The following is a 16,164-nucleotide window of genomic DNA, read 5'->3' on the forward strand; positions in this document are numbered from 1 at the left end:
ATGGAGATGTAATATGCAAAACGCGATGGTTGCTGAAGATACGGCTTTCGCCACCCCCGCAACGCGAAGCGCACATCAAATGCCGCTTACGTTTATGCATGCTGGCGAAACCGCGCATGTAATCAAGGTGCGCGGGAAAGATGAAATTCATCATCATTTGGAAAATCTTGGCTTTGTGGCTGGTGCTCCTGTTCGTGTGGTAACTGAGCAAGCTGGAAATCTAATAGTCGAGATAAAAGGTTGCCAAGTGGCGTTGGATAAATCGGCTGCTTCAAAGATTATCGCAGCTTAAAGTTTAAGGAGAAGCATGTCAGAACAGGAGAAAACTTTACGGGATGTCCCGGTAGGTGGAAGCGCAGTAGTGCGCAAACTTACAGGCGACGGTGCCGTAAAGAGGCGCATTATGGATATGGGGCTTACAAAAGGTACACAGCTTCAGGTTCATAAGGTAGCCCCGCTGGGCGATCCTATCGAGATTACGGTACGCGGTTTTGAACTTTCGCTTCGCAAAGACGAAGCCGAACATGTTTTGGTCAACTAAGCGCGGCCAAATTTTTTTGCAGGTAAGTTAGCCCGGGCTAACTTAGAACGACGAAGAAGGAAACACGAGATGGGTTTCAATATTGCTCTTGCTGGCAATCCGAACTGTGGTAAAACCACACTGTTTAACGATTTGACCGGCGCAAACCAATACACCGGCAATTGGCCGGGCGTTACGGTGGAAAAGAAGGAAGGCAAGTATAAGCGCGACAAGGAAGTTTCCATTACAGACTTGCCCGGCGTATACTCGCTTTCCCCTTATACACCCGAAGAAGTTGTAACACGCGACTACCTTATGAGCGGCAATCCCGATGTTGTTGTGAATATAGTTGACGCAACCAATCTGGAGCGCAACTTATATCTAACCACCCAAATTCTCGACTTGGGGCTTCCCACTGTAATTGCGCTAAACATGATGGATTTGGTGGAGAAAAATGGAGACACCATAAATGTCGAAAAGCTTTCCAATAAACTAGGTTGTCCCATAGTAGAAATATCCGCCTTAAAAAGCCGCGGTACCGGGCAAGTTATAGAGAAGGCGCGCGAACTGGCAACTGCCGGCGCGGCATCTGAGTCAAAACTTCATTTCACCGACGATGTGGAAGCGGCGCTGTTGCAAATTGCCAACATTCTTGGCGATAAAGTTCCTTTACGAGATAAGCGCTGGTTCGCCGTTAAGCTGTTTGAAAATGAACAGCTGACGGTAGAAAAATTAAACCTTCCTGCAGAGGATATGGCGAAAATTGCCGAAATACGCGAAGCGGTTGAAGCTGAGGAAGATGACGATGCTGAGTCTATCGTAACGAACGAACGCTACGATGTTATAGCCGATGTGTGCGCCGATACTGTAAAACGCGGCACAAAAGGCATGACTACTACACAAAAGATTGACCGTATAGTTACTAACCGCGTGCTTGGTATTCCTATTTTTATCGTAATTATGGCGCTTGTTTACTATATAAGTGTATCTACTGTAGGCACGCTTGTCACCGACTGGGCTAACGACGGTCTGTTCGGCGACGGTTGGCTATATACCAACACCGAACAATACGACGAAGCTGTGGGCGCGTGGGAAGAGGAACTTGCGCTAGCTGAAGAAAGTGGCGCAACTGATGAAGAGCTTGCGGTGCTTGCCGAAGAAGAGCCCGACCCGGCAGAGTTCGGATTATGGCATCCGGGTGTGCCAGTTGTTGTAGGAGAGTGGCTTGAGTCTGTTGACTGCGCACCGTGGCTGCAAAGTCTTATTGTAGATGGCATAATTGCCGGTGTTGGTGCTGTTATCGGCTTTATCCCGCAGCTAATCGTGCTGTTCTTGCTGCTTGGTTTTCTTGAAGGTTGCGGCTACATGGCGCGCGTGGCGTTCATTATGGACCGCATTTTCCGCCGTTTCGGTCTGTCTGGTAAATCGTTCATTCCAATGCTTATTGCGTCTGGCTGCGGTGTGCCGGCTGTTATGGCTACAAAAACTATTGAAAATGAAAAAGATCGCCGCATGACAATTATGACCACCACTATGATTCCCTGCGGCGCGAAGCTGCCAATCATAGCGCTTGTATTTGGCGCGCTAGCTGGCAATTTCTACGAAGACACTTGGTGGGTGGCACCGCTGTTTTACTTCTTGGGTCTTGCTGCCATCATAATCAGCTGCATAATGCTGAAGAAACTGAAAGCATTTGCGGGCGATGCCGCTCCGTTTATCATGGAGCTTCCGGCGTATCATCTGCCTACCGTGAAAAACGTGCTGCTTTCCATGTGGGAGCGCGTGAAGGCTTATGCGGTAAAAGCCGGAACCATTATCTTCCTAAGCTCAATCATCATTTGGTTCCTGCTGAATTTTGGTGTGTACGAAGGCGCGTTCGGTCTGCTTGACACCGAAATGGACGACTATATCCAGTACAGCTTAATGGCTGGGTTAGGTAATGTTTTGGCTTGGATTTTTGCGCCGCTTGGCTTTGGCAATTGGGAAGCTACTGTTACATCCATTACCGGTCTTGTGGCGAAAGAAAATGTGGTGGCAACGGTAGGCATCATAACCAGCCTTGGCGAAATTGGCGAAGACGATCCGAATATCTGGATGTCGTTTGCCGCTATGATGGGCGGCTCAAGTGTGGCTATTATGGCATTCTGCGCGTTCAATCTGCTATGCGCGCCGTGCTTTGCAGCTATGGGCGCTATCCGCAACCAAATGAATTCTGCAAAGTGGACATGGGCAACTATTGGCTATATGTGCGCATTCGCATGGGTTGTAGGACTTATCATCTACCAGTTAGGTGGTCTTGTTACTGGTGAAGTGGCATTTAACTTCTGGACAGTAATAGCTGTACTGCTTCTGGCGGCTATTTTGTTCCAGCTGTTCCGCCCTATGCCGAAATACAACAAAGACAAAGATGCAGAAATGCAACATGAACTTAGCGCAAGCAAGGGAGTTGCTTAAATTTAAAGGAAAGGAGAAGCCGCATGGAAGAATTAGTTATAACGCCGTCAACTGTAGTATTGCTGCTTGTTATCGTAGCGTGCGCTGCGCTGGCTGTCCGGCGGCTTCTCAGGCGCGGCATGTGCGACTGTGGCGATAGCTGCGAAAGCAAGGGCTGCGCACATTGCGCAAAAAATTGCGAACCCGGCGCTGAATGCAACGCCGTGAAGGATATGGTAGCGAAGATGGAATCCAGTCTGTGATAACATGAGGGTCTAGCCACAATGGCTTGAACATACCAAAACAGCGGCGGAAGAAGCTGATGGAAAAAATCTCAAAATCACATGAAGACTATCTTGAGGCTATAGTTATGTTGGGCGGCGTTACTGCTCCGGTGCGCGCCGTAGATGTTGCCACAAAGCTAGGCGTTTCTAAGGCTTCAGTTAGCAAAGCTATATCGGTGCTAAAGGAAAAGGGTTTTGTAGATCAGCCGTTTTATGGCGATATAACTCTTACGGAAGACGGGCGCGAATATGGCACGAAGGTGCTAGATAGGCATTGCGCATTAACGCTTTTTCTAAACAAGGCGTTAGGAATAGATAAGCACACCGCCGAAGAAGAAGCATGTTTAATGGAGCACGCTATAAGCGATGATTCATTTGAGAAGTGGCTGGCTTTCATAGATAAGTTAGATATCCGTTAATTTCTAATTTCTAGTTCACGGAACGCTTTTCGCATGTTAACCTAGTTAGTGCTCTTGAAGCCAAAAACAAACCTTAAACACACTAGTGCCAAGGAGCATTTTGCCAAAACAGTCGAACATCGTCTCTTTTGAAGACGCGCGTCGCTCAGCAAGAAAACGCAGCGGCGCCAAAACGACTGCTATCCAAGATAACTTTGTTTCCGCACCGTCCAATAAAACGCGCACGTTAGATGAAACTGAAACTGAAATTCAAGCCAAACAAAAACTGGCTTCGCGCTTAGAATCGCGCCACGCGCAGGCAAAGCGCAAGCGCAACAAAACCCGCGCAGCGCGAAAATTTAATGCCGCATATGGTGGCAGTTCGGCGGATATTCCCGCAGAGGGTTCCCCCCGCGCAGCTGTTTATAAAGGCAAGATGGGCTCGAAGCATCGCAAGGCAGCTACGGCGCTTACGCATGAAGGTTCGAAAATGCAATCGGCAGTTTCGGGCTTTATCGGGTCTATTCATCTGCCCAGCTTCCAGCACGCGCCCCGAAAGACTTTGCGTGTGCTATTTTCCATCGTCTGTGTGGCGTTTGTTTGTTTCATGCTGTATACCCCGGCGCAGCAATGCTACCAGCAAATTCGCGAGCGCGACAGGCTTCAAGCTGAATATGATGCGGTAATAGAGCGCAATGCTGCGTTAGAAAATTCCGTGCAGAATCTTCAGAGCGCTTCTGGTATAGAAGACAAGGCTCATAGCGAATACGGCATGGTGAAAGAAGGGGAAAGCGCGGGCAGCGTATCGGGGATAGACGTTTCTCAATCGTCTGATTTCACCGCGAATATAACTCCGGGAAGTGTGCCTGCACCCGATACTTGGTATTCCGATGTTTTAGACACTATATTTTTCTACTCGAAATAATGGGCGCATGTTGTTAGTAGGCGCATGCTGTTAGTGGTGAACGTGGTTAATGAGTGAATGCGGTTAATGGGTGAACGCGGTTAATGAACAAACACGGTGAAAACAAAATGATCGACGGGCGTTATGTTGCTATAGATATAGGCACGGTTACGTGTCGAATGATGATAGCCGACGTGTGCGCGGGGCAAATTCATGTACTTGCGAAGGAATACCGCATAACCAATTTAGGCGAAGGCGTAGATGCCACTCATATTTTGACATCGCAGGCAATGCAGCGCGTGAAGGCTGCGCTTACAGACTTTCTTGCTATTCGTGAAAATTTCGATACACCCGAAAATCCTGTACGTCAAACAATGGTGGTGGCTACATCAGCTGCACGAGACGCTGAAAATGCAGCAGAATTTTACGATATGCTAGCTGGGCTGGGTCTGCAATTGCAGGTTATCAGCGGCGAAGAAGAGGCGGCGCTAACTTTTGCGGGCGCTACTTCGCGCTTTGTACACCAGCATGTTATGGTTGTAGATGTTGGAGGCGGCTCTACCGAAATATCCATTGGACTGGCGGGCGAAAAGCCTAAGTTCTCACATTCGTTTAACGTGGGATGCCGTCGCGCTACCGAGCGCTTTTTACTTAGCGATCCGCCGGCACCCTCAGAAATAGAAGCTGCGCGCGCATGGATGTCTAATGAATTTTGCGATTGGTTTCGCAATGTGCAGGCTTGTATTTGCCAGCCGCTCGACCAAATGATAGCGGTAGCAGGTACTGCCACAACTGCTGTAAGCATTCGCGAAGCTATGCGTGAATACGATTCCTCAAGGGTAGATATGGCTTGCGTTACGCTAGCTCAACTTCGCGAAATTACTACCCGCCTGCAAGCGTTGCCTTTGCAAGAGCGGCAGCAAGTAGTTGGCTTAGATCCTAATCGTGCGCCGGTCATAGTGGCAGGGATGCTTATTCTGGAAGAGGTTATGCACGCCGCCCGACAAACGGCGTTTACCGTTAGCGAATCGGATATACTTAGTGGCATTGTTATTCGCTGCGCCAATGCTGCATAAGGCCAAGGCGTATAAGCCGCATAAGTTGGAGAAAATGGAAACGATCAGCGAAATATTAAAGTCGGTAGATAGCCAAGTGGTGTCGTTTGAGGAATATCTGGACAACTACGCTGGCAAGGTAGGCGATTTAGTTAACAGCTACATTCCTAGGGGAACGCACCCCGATATGAATAAGTATCTATACGACCCATTGCTGACATATAGCCAAAATGGTGGTAAGCGGCATCGTCCGCTTATTTGCTTTACGGCATGTTTGGCTGTTGGTGGCAACGTAGACTTGGCAATGTCGGCAGCGGCAGCTATGGAGCACTTTCATACTGCAGCGCTAATTCACGACGATATAGCAGATGAAGCCACGCTGCGTCGCGGCGAGCCGTGCTTGCATTTAACGCAGGGCACGGGGCTGGCTATCAACATGGGCGACTTAGCTCTTGCGCTGGTAAATGGCACCGTTATGAACGACTCTACGCTAGATGACGCTACAAAAATTCGCGTGGTGACAGAGCTTATTAATATGACGCGGCGCACGGTAGAAGGTCAGGCGCTAGACATAGGGTGGGCGCGCGATGAGCGCTACGACATTACGCCTGAAGATTATTTGGTTATGGCAATACATAAAACCGCGCATTATTCGGGCGCGGTGCCGCTGGCTATAGGCGCAATTATAGGTGGCGGTACGGAATGCGAAATACAGGCGCTGCGCGACTATGGTCTAGACACCGGTCTTGCTTTCCAAATTCAAGATGATTTACTGAATTTGATAGGTGCTGAAGAATCTGCGAATAAAGATTTTCGCAGCGATATAACCGAGGGTAAGCGCACGTTTATGGTGGTACATGCGTTGCAGAATTTGCAGGATGATCAGCGCGCCCGCTTAATTGAAGTGTTGTCTGCAAAAGAGCGCGACCCTAAAGTGCTTGCCGAAGCGGTTGAATTGATGGAAGATTCGGGTTCTATAGAATACGCTCGCAATTTCGCCGAAAACTTGACTAGCGCCGCAAAAGAACGTTTGAAGGAAACTATTTCGCCTAGCCAAGCGCGCGACATGTTAGAGTCGATGGCTGATTGGTTTGTGCGGAGGCTGATGTAGACATATGAACTCCATTCGAAAAGGCGATTCTGGGGCAGCTGTTGAAGATGTGCAAGAGCGTTTGGCGATACTTGGGCTTTTAGACGAAAGTGATGTGTCGGGCACTTTTGATGACGTAACGCTGGTGGCGCTGCGGAAATTCTGCGAGCAGGCAGGTATGCAAGCAAGCGACGAGGTCGATTCAAAAGTGTGGTCGGCGTTGGTTGACGCATCGTATCACATGGGCGACCGCACGCTGTATTTGCGCATGCCTTACTTGCACGGTAACGATGTTTTGGAATTGCAGCAGGCTTTAGGTGCGCTTGGGTTTTCCAGCGGATCGGAAGATGCCATATTTGGTGCACATACCGAAAACGCGCTGCGGAAGTTTCAGGTGAACTTGGGTCTGCCATCGGATGGCATAGCGGGTGCCTACACGTTTGCAGCGCTGCGCAATTTGGAGCACTCTTGGGCGGGCAAAGAGCCGCTGCACGAAGTGCGCAATCTTGGTTTTGCGCGTGCGGCAGATGTGTTGGAAGCCAATGCGCTATGTTTGTATGGCACGTGCGAATTCACCCGGTCGGTGGCGCAGCGTATGTCGAACTTGGCTATAGCCACAAACCCTGCTTCACGCATAGTAAGTGCCGACACTCTTTCGGTTGCGCCTAGCGAAGATATGCTGCTTGTGGAAGTGGCGCTAAGCGCGGCGGAAGATACTGTGCCGGTTGTAGATTATGAAAACGAGGAAACGCTGCAGAGGCGCCTGTCGGGCGCTATTCAGGCGGCGCGGGCTAACAAACCGCTGCGTATAAAGGTAGTTCTTCCCGGGAGAAGCTGGATGGATGCAGGCGAAGAGCGTACCGCCCAGCACTTTGCTATAACGCTGCTAGACGCGCTTTGTGCTGTTTTGTAGCTTGCAATTTCGACTTCTGAAAAGCTGGTAGGAGTGGCGGGATTCGAACCCGCACGCCTTGCGGCAGAGGATTTTAAGTCCCCGGTGTCTGCCATTCCACCACACTCCCACTTCAGCAGCACCCATATTTTAGCAGGTTCAAAGCTAATGGCTAGAGTTGTTCCTTGCTTACGGTTGCAATGATAGAATCTTGGCAGATAGTATTCGATCAAAGGATAAAAATGCGTGAACTTCCATCCAGCCAATTAGATCCTCGCATCAAAAGCGTTTGGCGAATAAACGATGCCATTTGGATCGTAGTATCGTTTTTATGCTGCTTTGTACCATTTGCTATTGTGGCAGCAGTAGAGCCTGCAAGTTGGGTATTTATGGTACTTGCAGTTGAAGCTATAGTATTTTTGGCGTTGCTGGTTATATTTTTGATAGTGCTTCCGCCCATTCGCTACATGCGTTGGCGTTATCAACTAAACGATGATTTTCTTGACATTGCAAAGGGAATCGTTTGGCGCAAGCGCTATGTTATTCCATTTATACGTGTACAGAATACCGATACGCGCCAAGGACCTATTTTGCGCGCGTTTGGACTTTCCAGTGTTACCGTGGCTACAGCTGCTGGCGAACACGAGATTCCCGGAATAAACACCGAGCATGCCGAGCAGCTGCGTGATCGCGCGGCTGAACTTGCCCGTATAGCGCGCGAGGACGTATAAATGCAACCTACAACAGAGACACCCAATATGAATACACCTGAAGCAGCAAATGAAACGCCTGCAATGGCTGCAACACCTGCAACGGCTGCAACGCCTGCAACGGCTGCCGCGCCTGCAAGTTCAGAATTGCAGCACTACGGAGTGCACCATAGCTATATATGGCTAGGTACTATACGCAGTACACTGGCAATATTGTTTGTACTAATTATTAGTATGTTCTCATCTTTGATATCCATTATTGAAGATGGTGGAATTTTCGAACTAGCAACCATGGGAGCCATTGTTGGCGGTATAGGGTTGTTGTTTCTATTGCTGGTAGGCGTTATTGTGCTTGTGCATTTTCTAGCTTATAAGCGGCTTTATTTCACACTTGGACCGAATGAATTCAGTTTATATAGCGGAATAATAACCAAGAAGCGTGTTCATGTTCCCTACGATCGCGTGCAATCTGTAGACGCGCGCGCAAGTTTGATACAGCGCCTTTTTGGTGTGCGCAATGTTTTTATAGACACGGCAGGTGGTGCGGCAAATAAGGCAGTTACGGTGCCGTACTTAACAAAAGCGCAGGCAGAGTGGTTAACATCTGAACTGTATGCACGCAAGCGTCAGGCTTTGCAGCCACAAGCGGCACAAGCGGCGCAAGTGTCGTCTGCGGCTGGTGCTGCTTCTGCTGCACCTGTGTACAACCAGCAGGGCAATGTGCTAGATGTGGGCAAGCAGGCTTGGGATGAAATTGGGGGAGTGTTCGCCGACGAGTCTCAGGTGCCTCAAGTCGAAATGCAGCCTTCATTCCAATATGGTCTTACGAATAAGCAGCTTTTCTTGGCAGGGCTTTCAAATAATACGTCGTTTGTTCTGTTGATAATTGGTTTTATTAGCATTATCAGTCAGATAGTAGGGCTAGCGTCACAAATTTTCCCAAGCCAAACCGACATGGCGATAAATTCGTTCACTTCGCAGGTTGTAAACCCCATGTTTGGCTTTGGCATTGCGATATCCATTGCGGGAATAGTAGGGTTTCTAGTTGTTATTTGGATAATTGCTGCAGCGGGGCAATGCATCAGTTTTGGTGGTTTTCGCGCGCGCCGCATAGGCGATCGTGTCGAGGTTGAGCGGGGGCTGCTGCAACATACGCGCCAGAGCATAAGCATTCAGCGCGTGCAGGCTGTTGTGGTGAAGCAGTCGGTTATTAGACGACTTATAGGTTATTGCGAAGTGTCGCTAGACAAGATAGATACCAACAGCGCCGATGACACTTCGCAGAATAGTAGCCTGAATACGCATGGTGTGGTTATTCATCCGTTCTGCAAGCTATCAGATGTGCCCGGAATTTTGCAGGGGATAGTGCCCGAATATGCTGCTGTGCCGCAGGGTCGCACGCCTGTTGCGCCTGTGGCACTTCGCCGTGCCATAATACGGCGCTGCATTTGGCAGGGTGGCGGTTTTTGGTTGGCGGTTTGCACAGCAATAGTTCAAATAGCAATAAATTTGTCGTTTGTGTCAGGTGCTGTGTCTAGTTCGGACGACATTGCATTTTTAAATTTTACAAACGCGATAGCTATAGGGCTTTATGTTATAGCAGCTGTGGTGTTTGTTCTTGAGGCGATTAGCGCTGTGAAGTGGGCGCGCGAATCGGGCTTTGCGGTGAACGAGCGTTTTATGAAAATGATAAACGGTGGACTGTCGCGTGAAGAGCGCAGTTTCCCGCGCAACAAGATTCAGTATGGGTTTACTAAGACAAATCCATTCCAACGCATATCTAATGTAGCTACTATCAATGTACGTACTGCTGCGGGCGTGGGTGGAACCAGCGTAGACATGAAAGATGTTGCGTGCGAAGATGCCGATGATTGGCTGAATTGGTTACAGCCGCATCCTTCGCAGGGGCAGTCGGCACAACCGCTGCAGTAGTATCAAGTGATACAATCACCAACACGAATTACAGCGAAAATGGAGGTTGCTTATGGCGCGCGCTATGACTATGGCTGAGAAAATTTTAGCCGCTCACGCCGGGCTTGAGGAAGTGGAGCCCGGACAGCTTATCGAGTGTGATTTGGATATAGTGCTGGCAAACGATGTTACGGCGCCAATTGCTATTAAAACTAGCAAGCAAATATCCGACAAGGTTTTCGATGCAAACCGCGTGGTGCTAGTGCCCGACCATTACGTTCCCAATAAAGATATTAAGAGTGCCGAACAGGCGAAAATTGTGCGCGATTTCGCACGTGAACAGGGCATTAGCCACTATTACGAAGTGGGTTGCATGGGTGTTGAACATGCGCTTTTGCCCGAGCAAGGCGTTGTGGGCGCGGGCGATCTTATTATTGGCGCCGACAGCCACACGTGTACATACGGCGCGCTGGGTGCATTTAGTACCGGTGTGGGCTCTACCGATGCGGGCGTGGGCATGGCTACCGGCAAGGCGTGGTTTAAGGTTCCCGAAACCATCAAGTTTGTAGTGAATGGCAAGCTGGCACCGGGCGTTGTTGGTAAAGACGTTATTCTTCACATAATTGGTTTAATCGGTGTAGACGGTGCGCTGTATAAAGCAATGGAATTTACCGGCAGCGCCATAGAAGCGCTTCCAATGGATGAGCGCCTGTCAATTTCCAACATGGCTATAGAGGCGGGTGGCAAAGCAGGGCTTATTCCTGTGGACGATGTTACGCGTGCGTATATGGACAGCCGTGCCGAGCGTCCATATACGGCGTATTATTCCGATCCTGATGCGCAGTTCGCGCAAGTAATAGAAATAGATGCTGCCGACATAGTTCCCACTGTGGCTTTCCCGCATTTGCCTAGCAATACGCGCCCTGTGGCGCAAGCGCGCGACGTGAAGATAGATCAGGCAGTTATAGGCAGCTGCACGAATGGCAGGCTTGATGACATGCGTCAGGCTGCGGCTGTGCTTAAAGGGCGCAAGGTTCACCCCGATGTGCGCTGCATAATTATTCCGGCTACCCAACAGGTGTATAGACAGTGTATAGAAGAGGGTCTAACCGATATTTTCCTAGATGCAAATTGCGCTGTAAGCACACCTACGTGTGGACCATGCCTTGGTGGCTATATGGGAATTTTGGCGGCTGGAGAACGCGCCATAGCTACCACTAATCGCAATTTTGTGGGACGCATGGGCGACCCAACTAGCGAGGTGTATCTAGCTTCTCCTGCGGTGGCAGCAGCAAGCGCTGTACTGGGGCACATTGGGCTTCCCGAAGATTTAGACTAGCGGCTGGGTCGTTTGGTTGTTTTCGGCTATCCGAATTTGATTTGGAGGATTTAAGGTGAAATTCAAAGGAACAGTTTTTCGCTACGGGCGCGATGTAGATACCGACGTAATAATTCCTGCGCGCTATTTGAATACGTCCGATCCGCAAGAATTAGCGGCTCACTGCATGGAAGATTTGGACACAACATTTGTGCAGCGCGTAAAGCAGGGCGACATAATTGTGGCTGATGAAAATTTTGGTTGCGGCAGTTCACGCGAACATGCACCTATTTCCATAAAAGCTGCGGGCGTTGATGCGGTTATTGCAAAGTCGTTCGCGCGCATTTTCTACCGCAATTCTATTAACACTGGGCTTGCAATTTTGGAATGCCCCGAAGCGGTAGATGCTATTAGCGAAGGCGACACAGTAAGTGTAGACACAGAAACAGGCACTATAACCGACGAGACTACTGGTCAAGTTTTCCAAGCGCAGCCATTCCCGCCGTTCATTGCCGAAATAATAGAGAAGGGCGGGCTGGTGAACCGCTGGAAGGAGAAGTTGGCTAAATGACATCCTATAAAATTTGTCTTCTACCGGGCGACGGCATTGGACCAGAAATTATTGCCGAGGGCGTGAAAGTGCTTGATGCTGTGGGTCAGAAATACGGCGTGCAGTTTGAATATACCGAGGCGCTTATAGGTGGTTGCGCTATTGATGCGTGCGATACTGCGCTGCCCGAGGAAACGCTTAAGGTGGCGCGCGAAAGCGATGCTGTGCTATTGGCAGCTGTAGGTGGTCCGAAGTGGGATACTACAGACCCGAATAGACCGCGCCCGGAACAGGGCTTGCTGGGAATTCGCAAGGGGCTTGGTTTGTACACGAACTTGCGTCCTGTGCAAATTTTTGGCGCGCTTTCGCAGGCTTCTACGTTAAAGCCGGAAGTTATAGATGGCGTGGACATGATGATAGTGCGCGAGTTGACTGGTGGTTTGTATTTCGGCAAGCGCGAACGCTTTTATGATGAGGCGGGTGCTGGTGTGGGCGGCGCTGACGGGCAACGCGCTTACGATACGCTGGAATATCGCGAGTATGAAATAGAGCGCATTGCGCGTCAGGCGTTCGAGGCAGCGCGCAAAAGGCGCGGTCGCGTGCATTCGGTTGACAAGGCGAATGTGCTTGAGACTAGCCGCCTGTGGCGCGAAATTGTGCACGACATACATGACCGCGATTATGCCGATGTGCAGTTAGAAGACATTTTGGTGGACAATGCGGCAATGCAGTTGATAAACCGTCCAGCCGATTTTGATGTGGTTGTAACCGAGAACATGTTTGGTGACATTTTGTCGGATGAGGCGGCGCAGATTACTGGGTCGTTGGGTATGTTGGCAAGTGCTAGTTTGGGCGACGGTACTGCACTTTATGAGCCCAGCCATGGCAGCGCTCCTGATATTGCGGGCAAGGGCATAGCGAATCCGCTTGCGCAAATACTTTCGTGTGAAATGATGCTGCGCTACAGTTTCGATATGCAGGATGCTGCAGACGATATTCGTCGTGCTGTTACGGCGGTTTTGGATGCGGGTTGGCGCACGGGGGACATTGCCGATGCCGATACCCCGAAAGACCAAATAGTAGGCACCGAACGCATGGGAGATTTGGTGATAGCTGCCATTTAATAGGCTCTACTAGGCATAATTTACCAATAGCAGAATGTGCTATAGCATGCTATACACGCTATAGCACATTCTCGTTTAAAAGCAGTCAAACAGGTTAATAGTTGCTAAGAAATAGCAGCCAATTCGCGGTCAAGCACAGTTTTTAGTCTACGTTGATAAATTGTTCTATATATTAAACTCGGTAAAAAGCTGTTCGCGATAGGCTGGGTCTTCGGATGCCTTGAATAGATCGTTTTCACGCTTTTTAGAGAGAAGTAACTTTGTGAGTTCTGCATAACGCATTTCAGCTTCAGCGCGCCCTTGTTGTAAGCCTTCAACTCGTCCTTGTAGGATTCCACGTTCCAGTCCTCGCTCTAGTCCTCGTTCTTCTCCCTCTTTTAGAGCAGCTCTGCGAGCTATACGTACTTCTCGTTCCCAATCTTCTCCTATTGTACTTACAGAAAACACCTTATTCACCCACTCTCTATCTTTATTAGCTCTATCTACTGCACAAGCAATTGATGTAACTAGTTTGTCTTGTTTATCTATTTTACCAGTGGAGACATACTCCATAAAAGAAAGCAGGTGCTTATCCTTTGTCTTTGCATAGTCTTTGCAGTTAAGAGCAATCCAGTGTATACCGCTGTCTATATCTAAGGATGTGTCTTGCCTACATATTGGTTCTATCTCATAAATTGGAAGTCCTGCTTTGAATGGGTCATGATTGCAAACAAAGATAATATAGCTTGTGGGTAGCTTATCGTAGTCGGCTCCTTTATCAAGCGATGTAGTATCAATAGATGCTTGATAGTATCTATATCTCCTAGCGATATCTGCTCTTTGTTGAATTTGTAGCTCTATGTCAAAGACTTCATGTTTTGTTTTAGCAAACAAATCAAGACGCACACTCTTAAAATCTAGTCTAGGTTCTATTGCTTGTTCTGCGTTTTTATAGATTAGATCATCAATTTGCTTACCTAATACACACTCTAGAAAGTCTTTGCATATATCTTTTTGAATCATTACGCGGTTAAACATAAATTGATTAGTAATAGAAACAAACTTTTCTTTATCCATAGCAATCTATTCTTTCTCTAGAAGACTTATAAATCTTCTAATCAAGACTAGATTGCAAACCTTATATCTACGTATCAAAAATGCGATATCAAGTGACATACAAACCTCGGCACAAAACCAACTGTTTGCAACACCTATTGACATCTCAAATCCCCATAGTTGCAACTTTTAATGAGTGCAAATCTTGCAGAAAGCTGGCATTTTGTCACACTAAAAAATCCTAGGATATAGGCAAAAATGTGTCTAATTCTCACTTGACATACCTGTTCAGGCAAGCCTTCTCTAAGAAAAAGTCAACCTATGAACAGGAGTGAGCGGTGTTTACTAGAAAATGTGCAATCTGCGGCAGTAAGATGAAGAAAAATGGGTTTACTAAAGCAGGAAAGCAAAGGTGGAGATGCACCTTGTGCGGAGGCTCTAATGTTAGGAGAAACGATACCTCCGCAAGATGGCTTTTGGGTAAACTCTCAACACCTTGACGCTAGATTACGATTCAACTCATCCGCATACTAGTTCAAAAAAGTTAGAAAAATGGTCAAAACTTCCGACTTTCCATGGTTCTGAATGCGGAATTGTGCCTACTAAGGCATCAGAAAGGTGTCGAATTTTCTGTTTGCCCAGTGTTCTCCACATTTCAAGTTAGCTATGTGGCGCTACGACCATGGAAAGCTGGAAGTTTTGACCATTTTTGAGAAAAAAGTAGACCCATGGATCTAATTGCGTGCAAACTGATTGAGTGCAAACTGCTCTGATGTGCTACGAAACTACTCACTAAGCCCATAAAACGTTGATTGCCTATACTTTGCAGCTTTTGCGAGTCGTCTACTCCGACTGTGTCCGACACTCTCTAATCTGTTGATGTTTGCTTTAGACGAGAGTTTTTCATTTTGTTCAGTACAGTTTTTAGTCTATGTTGATAAATTGTTCTAAATATTAAACTCGGTAAAAAGTTGCTCACGATAGGCTGGGTCTTTAGAGGCTTTAAGAACATCGCCCTCGCGTCCGGCGGCAAATAGGTGTTCGATAAGAGAGTCGTAGCGTGCGGCTTCCGCACGCCCTTGCAAGATTCCGCGTTCCAGCCCTCGTTCTTCTCCCTCTTTTAGAGCAGCTCTGCGGGCTATACGTACTTCTCGCTCCCAATCTTCTCCTATTGTACTTACAGAAAACACCTTATTCACCCACTCTCTATCTTTATTGGCTTTATCTACTGCACTGGCAATAGATGTAACTAGTTTGTCTTTACGGTCTATTTTACCAGTGGAGACATACTCCATAAAAGAAAGTAGATGCTTATCCTTTGTCTTCTTATAATCTTTACAGTTAAGAGCAATCCAGTGAGAATCATCTTTTATAGGAATACTATTATTCTCAATACATACTCTCTCTATCGTATATACAGGAAGTCCTGCTTTGAAAGGATCATGATTACAAACAAAGATAATATAGCTTGTGTCTAGCTTATCGTAGTCTGCTCCTTTATCTAGCGATGTAGTATCAATAGATGCTTGATAGTATCTATATCTCCTAGCGATATCTGCTCTTTGTTGAACTTGTAGTTCTATGTCAAAAACTTCATTTTTTGTTTTAGCAAACAAATCAAGTCGAACACTCTTAAAGTCTAGTCTAGGTTCTATTGCTTGTTCTGCGTTTTTATAAATTAGATCATCAATTTGTTTATTCAATACACACTCTAAAAAGTCTTTACATATATCTTTTTGAATCATTACACGATTGAACATGTATTGGTTTGTAATAGAAACAAACTTTTCTTTATCCATAGCAACCTATTCTTTCTCGAGAAGACTTATAAATCTTCTAATCAAGACTAGATTGCAAACCTTATATCTGTGTATCAAAAATGCGATATCAAGTGACATATAGATTTCATGTCAAAACCAACTGTTTGCAACACCTATTGA

16 protein-coding genes and 1 tRNA gene are annotated in these 16,164 nt (G+C 47.6%); 14 read left to right on the forward strand and 3 right to left on the reverse strand.

Annotation, left to right across the window (positions count from 1 at the left end; genetic code table 11):
* Positions 1-13 precede the first annotated feature (13 nt).
* From G7Y37_RS05025 to G7Y37_RS05065, 9 genes are all read left to right on the forward strand, one after another.
* Positions 14-292: a FeoA family protein gene (locus tag G7Y37_RS05025; protein WP_241156015.1), complete on the forward strand. Its 279-nt coding sequence runs from the start codon at positions 14-16 to the stop codon at positions 290-292.
* Positions 293-307: 15 nt separating this feature from the next.
* Positions 308-541, forward strand: coding sequence for a FeoA family protein (locus G7Y37_RS05030; protein WP_165062374.1), 234 nt, complete (start codon positions 308-310; stop codon positions 539-541).
* A gap of 69 nt (positions 542-610) precedes the next feature.
* The gene (locus G7Y37_RS05035) at positions 611-2,974 is read left to right on the forward strand and encodes a ferrous iron transporter B (protein WP_165062375.1); all 2,364 of its coding nucleotides are present in this window, start codon (positions 611-613) and stop codon (positions 2,972-2,974) included.
* 23 nt (positions 2,975-2,997) lie between these two features.
* Complete coding sequence (locus tag G7Y37_RS05040; RefSeq protein WP_165062376.1) at positions 2,998-3,216, forward strand: hypothetical protein; 219 nt, start codon at positions 2,998-3,000, stop codon at positions 3,214-3,216.
* A gap of 59 nt (positions 3,217-3,275) precedes the next feature.
* On the forward strand, positions 3,276-3,656 hold the full coding sequence (locus G7Y37_RS05045; RefSeq protein WP_165062377.1) for a metal-dependent transcriptional regulator: 381 nt from the start codon (positions 3,276-3,278) through the stop codon (positions 3,654-3,656).
* 100 nt (positions 3,657-3,756) lie between these two features.
* Positions 3,757-4,560, forward strand: coding sequence for a septum formation initiator family protein (locus tag G7Y37_RS05050; protein WP_165062378.1), 804 nt, complete (start codon positions 3,757-3,759; stop codon positions 4,558-4,560).
* Between the two features lie 107 nt (positions 4,561-4,667).
* Complete coding sequence (locus G7Y37_RS05055) at positions 4,668-5,615, forward strand: Ppx/GppA family phosphatase (protein ID WP_241156016.1); 948 nt, start codon at positions 4,668-4,670, stop codon at positions 5,613-5,615.
* Positions 5,616-5,649: 34 nt separating this feature from the next.
* A complete protein-coding gene (locus tag G7Y37_RS05060) occupies positions 5,650-6,705 on the forward strand; it encodes a polyprenyl synthetase family protein (RefSeq protein ID WP_165062380.1) in 1,056 nt (351 codons plus the stop codon).
* Between the two features lie 4 nt (positions 6,706-6,709).
* Complete coding sequence (locus G7Y37_RS05065) at positions 6,710-7,597, forward strand: peptidoglycan-binding protein (protein WP_165062381.1); 888 nt, start codon at positions 6,710-6,712, stop codon at positions 7,595-7,597.
* 25 nt (positions 7,598-7,622) lie between these two features.
* Here the strand turns inward: G7Y37_RS05065 and G7Y37_RS05070 are convergent.
* A tRNA-Leu gene (locus tag G7Y37_RS05070) sits at positions 7,623-7,706 on the reverse strand.
* Positions 7,707-7,818: 112 nt separating this feature from the next.
* Between G7Y37_RS05070 and G7Y37_RS05075 the strand changes: the two genes are divergently transcribed.
* Genes G7Y37_RS05075 through leuB form a run of 5 tightly spaced genes read left to right on the forward strand, consistent with a single transcriptional unit; the run spans position 7,819 to position 13,189 of the window.
* Positions 7,819-8,307, forward strand: a complete 489-nt coding sequence (locus G7Y37_RS05075; RefSeq protein WP_165062382.1) for a PH domain-containing protein — start codon at positions 7,819-7,821, stop codon at positions 8,305-8,307.
* Complete coding sequence (locus G7Y37_RS05080; RefSeq protein ID WP_241156017.1) at positions 8,308-10,218, forward strand: PH domain-containing protein; 1,911 nt, start codon at positions 8,308-8,310, stop codon at positions 10,216-10,218.
* A gap of 52 nt (positions 10,219-10,270) precedes the next feature.
* A complete protein-coding gene (gene leuC / locus G7Y37_RS05085) occupies positions 10,271-11,536 on the forward strand; it encodes a 3-isopropylmalate dehydratase large subunit (RefSeq protein ID WP_165062383.1) in 1,266 nt (421 codons plus the stop codon).
* Positions 11,537-11,591: 55 nt separating this feature from the next.
* Positions 11,592-12,086 (forward strand): 3-isopropylmalate dehydratase small subunit, encoded by a 495-nt coding sequence (gene leuD, locus G7Y37_RS05090; protein ID WP_165062384.1) that lies wholly within the window; start codon positions 11,592-11,594, stop codon positions 12,084-12,086.
* The gene (leuB, locus tag G7Y37_RS05095; protein ID WP_165062385.1) at positions 12,083-13,189 is read left to right on the forward strand and encodes a 3-isopropylmalate dehydrogenase; all 1,107 of its coding nucleotides are present in this window, start codon (positions 12,083-12,085) and stop codon (positions 13,187-13,189) included. Before leuD ends, leuB begins: the two co-directional genes overlap by 4 nt.
* 165 nt (positions 13,190-13,354) lie before the next feature.
* Here the strand turns inward: leuB and G7Y37_RS05100 are convergent, their stop codons facing one another.
* Positions 13,355-14,245, reverse strand: coding sequence for an Rpn family recombination-promoting nuclease/putative transposase (locus G7Y37_RS05100; protein WP_165062386.1), 891 nt, complete (start codon positions 14,243-14,245; stop codon positions 13,355-13,357).
* Between the two features lie 926 nt (positions 14,246-15,171).
* On the reverse strand, positions 15,172-16,023 hold the full coding sequence (locus G7Y37_RS05105; protein WP_165062387.1) for an Rpn family recombination-promoting nuclease/putative transposase: 852 nt from the start codon (positions 16,021-16,023) through the stop codon (positions 15,172-15,174).
* Positions 16,024-16,164: the final 141 nt, after the last annotated feature.

The organism is Adlercreutzia sp. ZJ154, assembly GCF_011039055.1.
Classification (GTDB): domain Bacteria; phylum Actinomycetota; class Coriobacteriia; order Coriobacteriales; family Eggerthellaceae; genus Adlercreutzia_A.

Bases quoted from the DNA above. Each gene is read 5' to 3' on its own strand.
- G7Y37_RS05025 (WP_241156015.1), top strand. From the start codon at position 14: ATGCAAAACGCGATGGTTGCTGAAGATACGGCTTTCGCCACCCCCGCA.
- G7Y37_RS05030 (WP_165062374.1), top strand. From the start codon at position 308: ATGTCAGAACAGGAGAAAACTTTACGGGATGTCCCGGTAGGTGGAAGC.
- G7Y37_RS05035 (WP_165062375.1), top strand. From the start codon at position 611: ATGGGTTTCAATATTGCTCTTGCTGGCAATCCGAACTGTGGTAAAACC.
- G7Y37_RS05040 (WP_165062376.1), top strand. From the start codon at position 2,998: ATGGAAGAATTAGTTATAACGCCGTCAACTGTAGTATTGCTGCTTGTT.
- G7Y37_RS05045 (WP_165062377.1), top strand. From the start codon at position 3,276: ATGGAAAAAATCTCAAAATCACATGAAGACTATCTTGAGGCTATAGTT.
- G7Y37_RS05055 (WP_241156016.1), top strand. From the start codon at position 4,668: ATGATCGACGGGCGTTATGTTGCTATAGATATAGGCACGGTTACGTGT.
- G7Y37_RS05060 (WP_165062380.1), top strand. From the start codon at position 5,650: ATGGAAACGATCAGCGAAATATTAAAGTCGGTAGATAGCCAAGTGGTG.
- G7Y37_RS05065 (WP_165062381.1), top strand. From the start codon at position 6,710: ATGAACTCCATTCGAAAAGGCGATTCTGGGGCAGCTGTTGAAGATGTG.
- G7Y37_RS05075 (WP_165062382.1), top strand. From the start codon at position 7,819: ATGCGTGAACTTCCATCCAGCCAATTAGATCCTCGCATCAAAAGCGTT.
- G7Y37_RS05080 (WP_241156017.1), top strand. From the start codon at position 8,308: ATGCAACCTACAACAGAGACACCCAATATGAATACACCTGAAGCAGCA.
- leuC (WP_165062383.1), top strand. From the start codon at position 10,271: ATGGCGCGCGCTATGACTATGGCTGAGAAAATTTTAGCCGCTCACGCC.
- leuB (WP_165062385.1), top strand. From the start codon at position 12,083: ATGACATCCTATAAAATTTGTCTTCTACCGGGCGACGGCATTGGACCA.
- G7Y37_RS05100 (WP_165062386.1), bottom strand. From the start codon at position 14,245: ATGGATAAAGAAAAGTTTGTTTCTATTACTAATCAATTTATGTTTAAC.
- G7Y37_RS05105 (WP_165062387.1), bottom strand. From the start codon at position 16,023: ATGGATAAAGAAAAGTTTGTTTCTATTACAAACCAATACATGTTCAAT.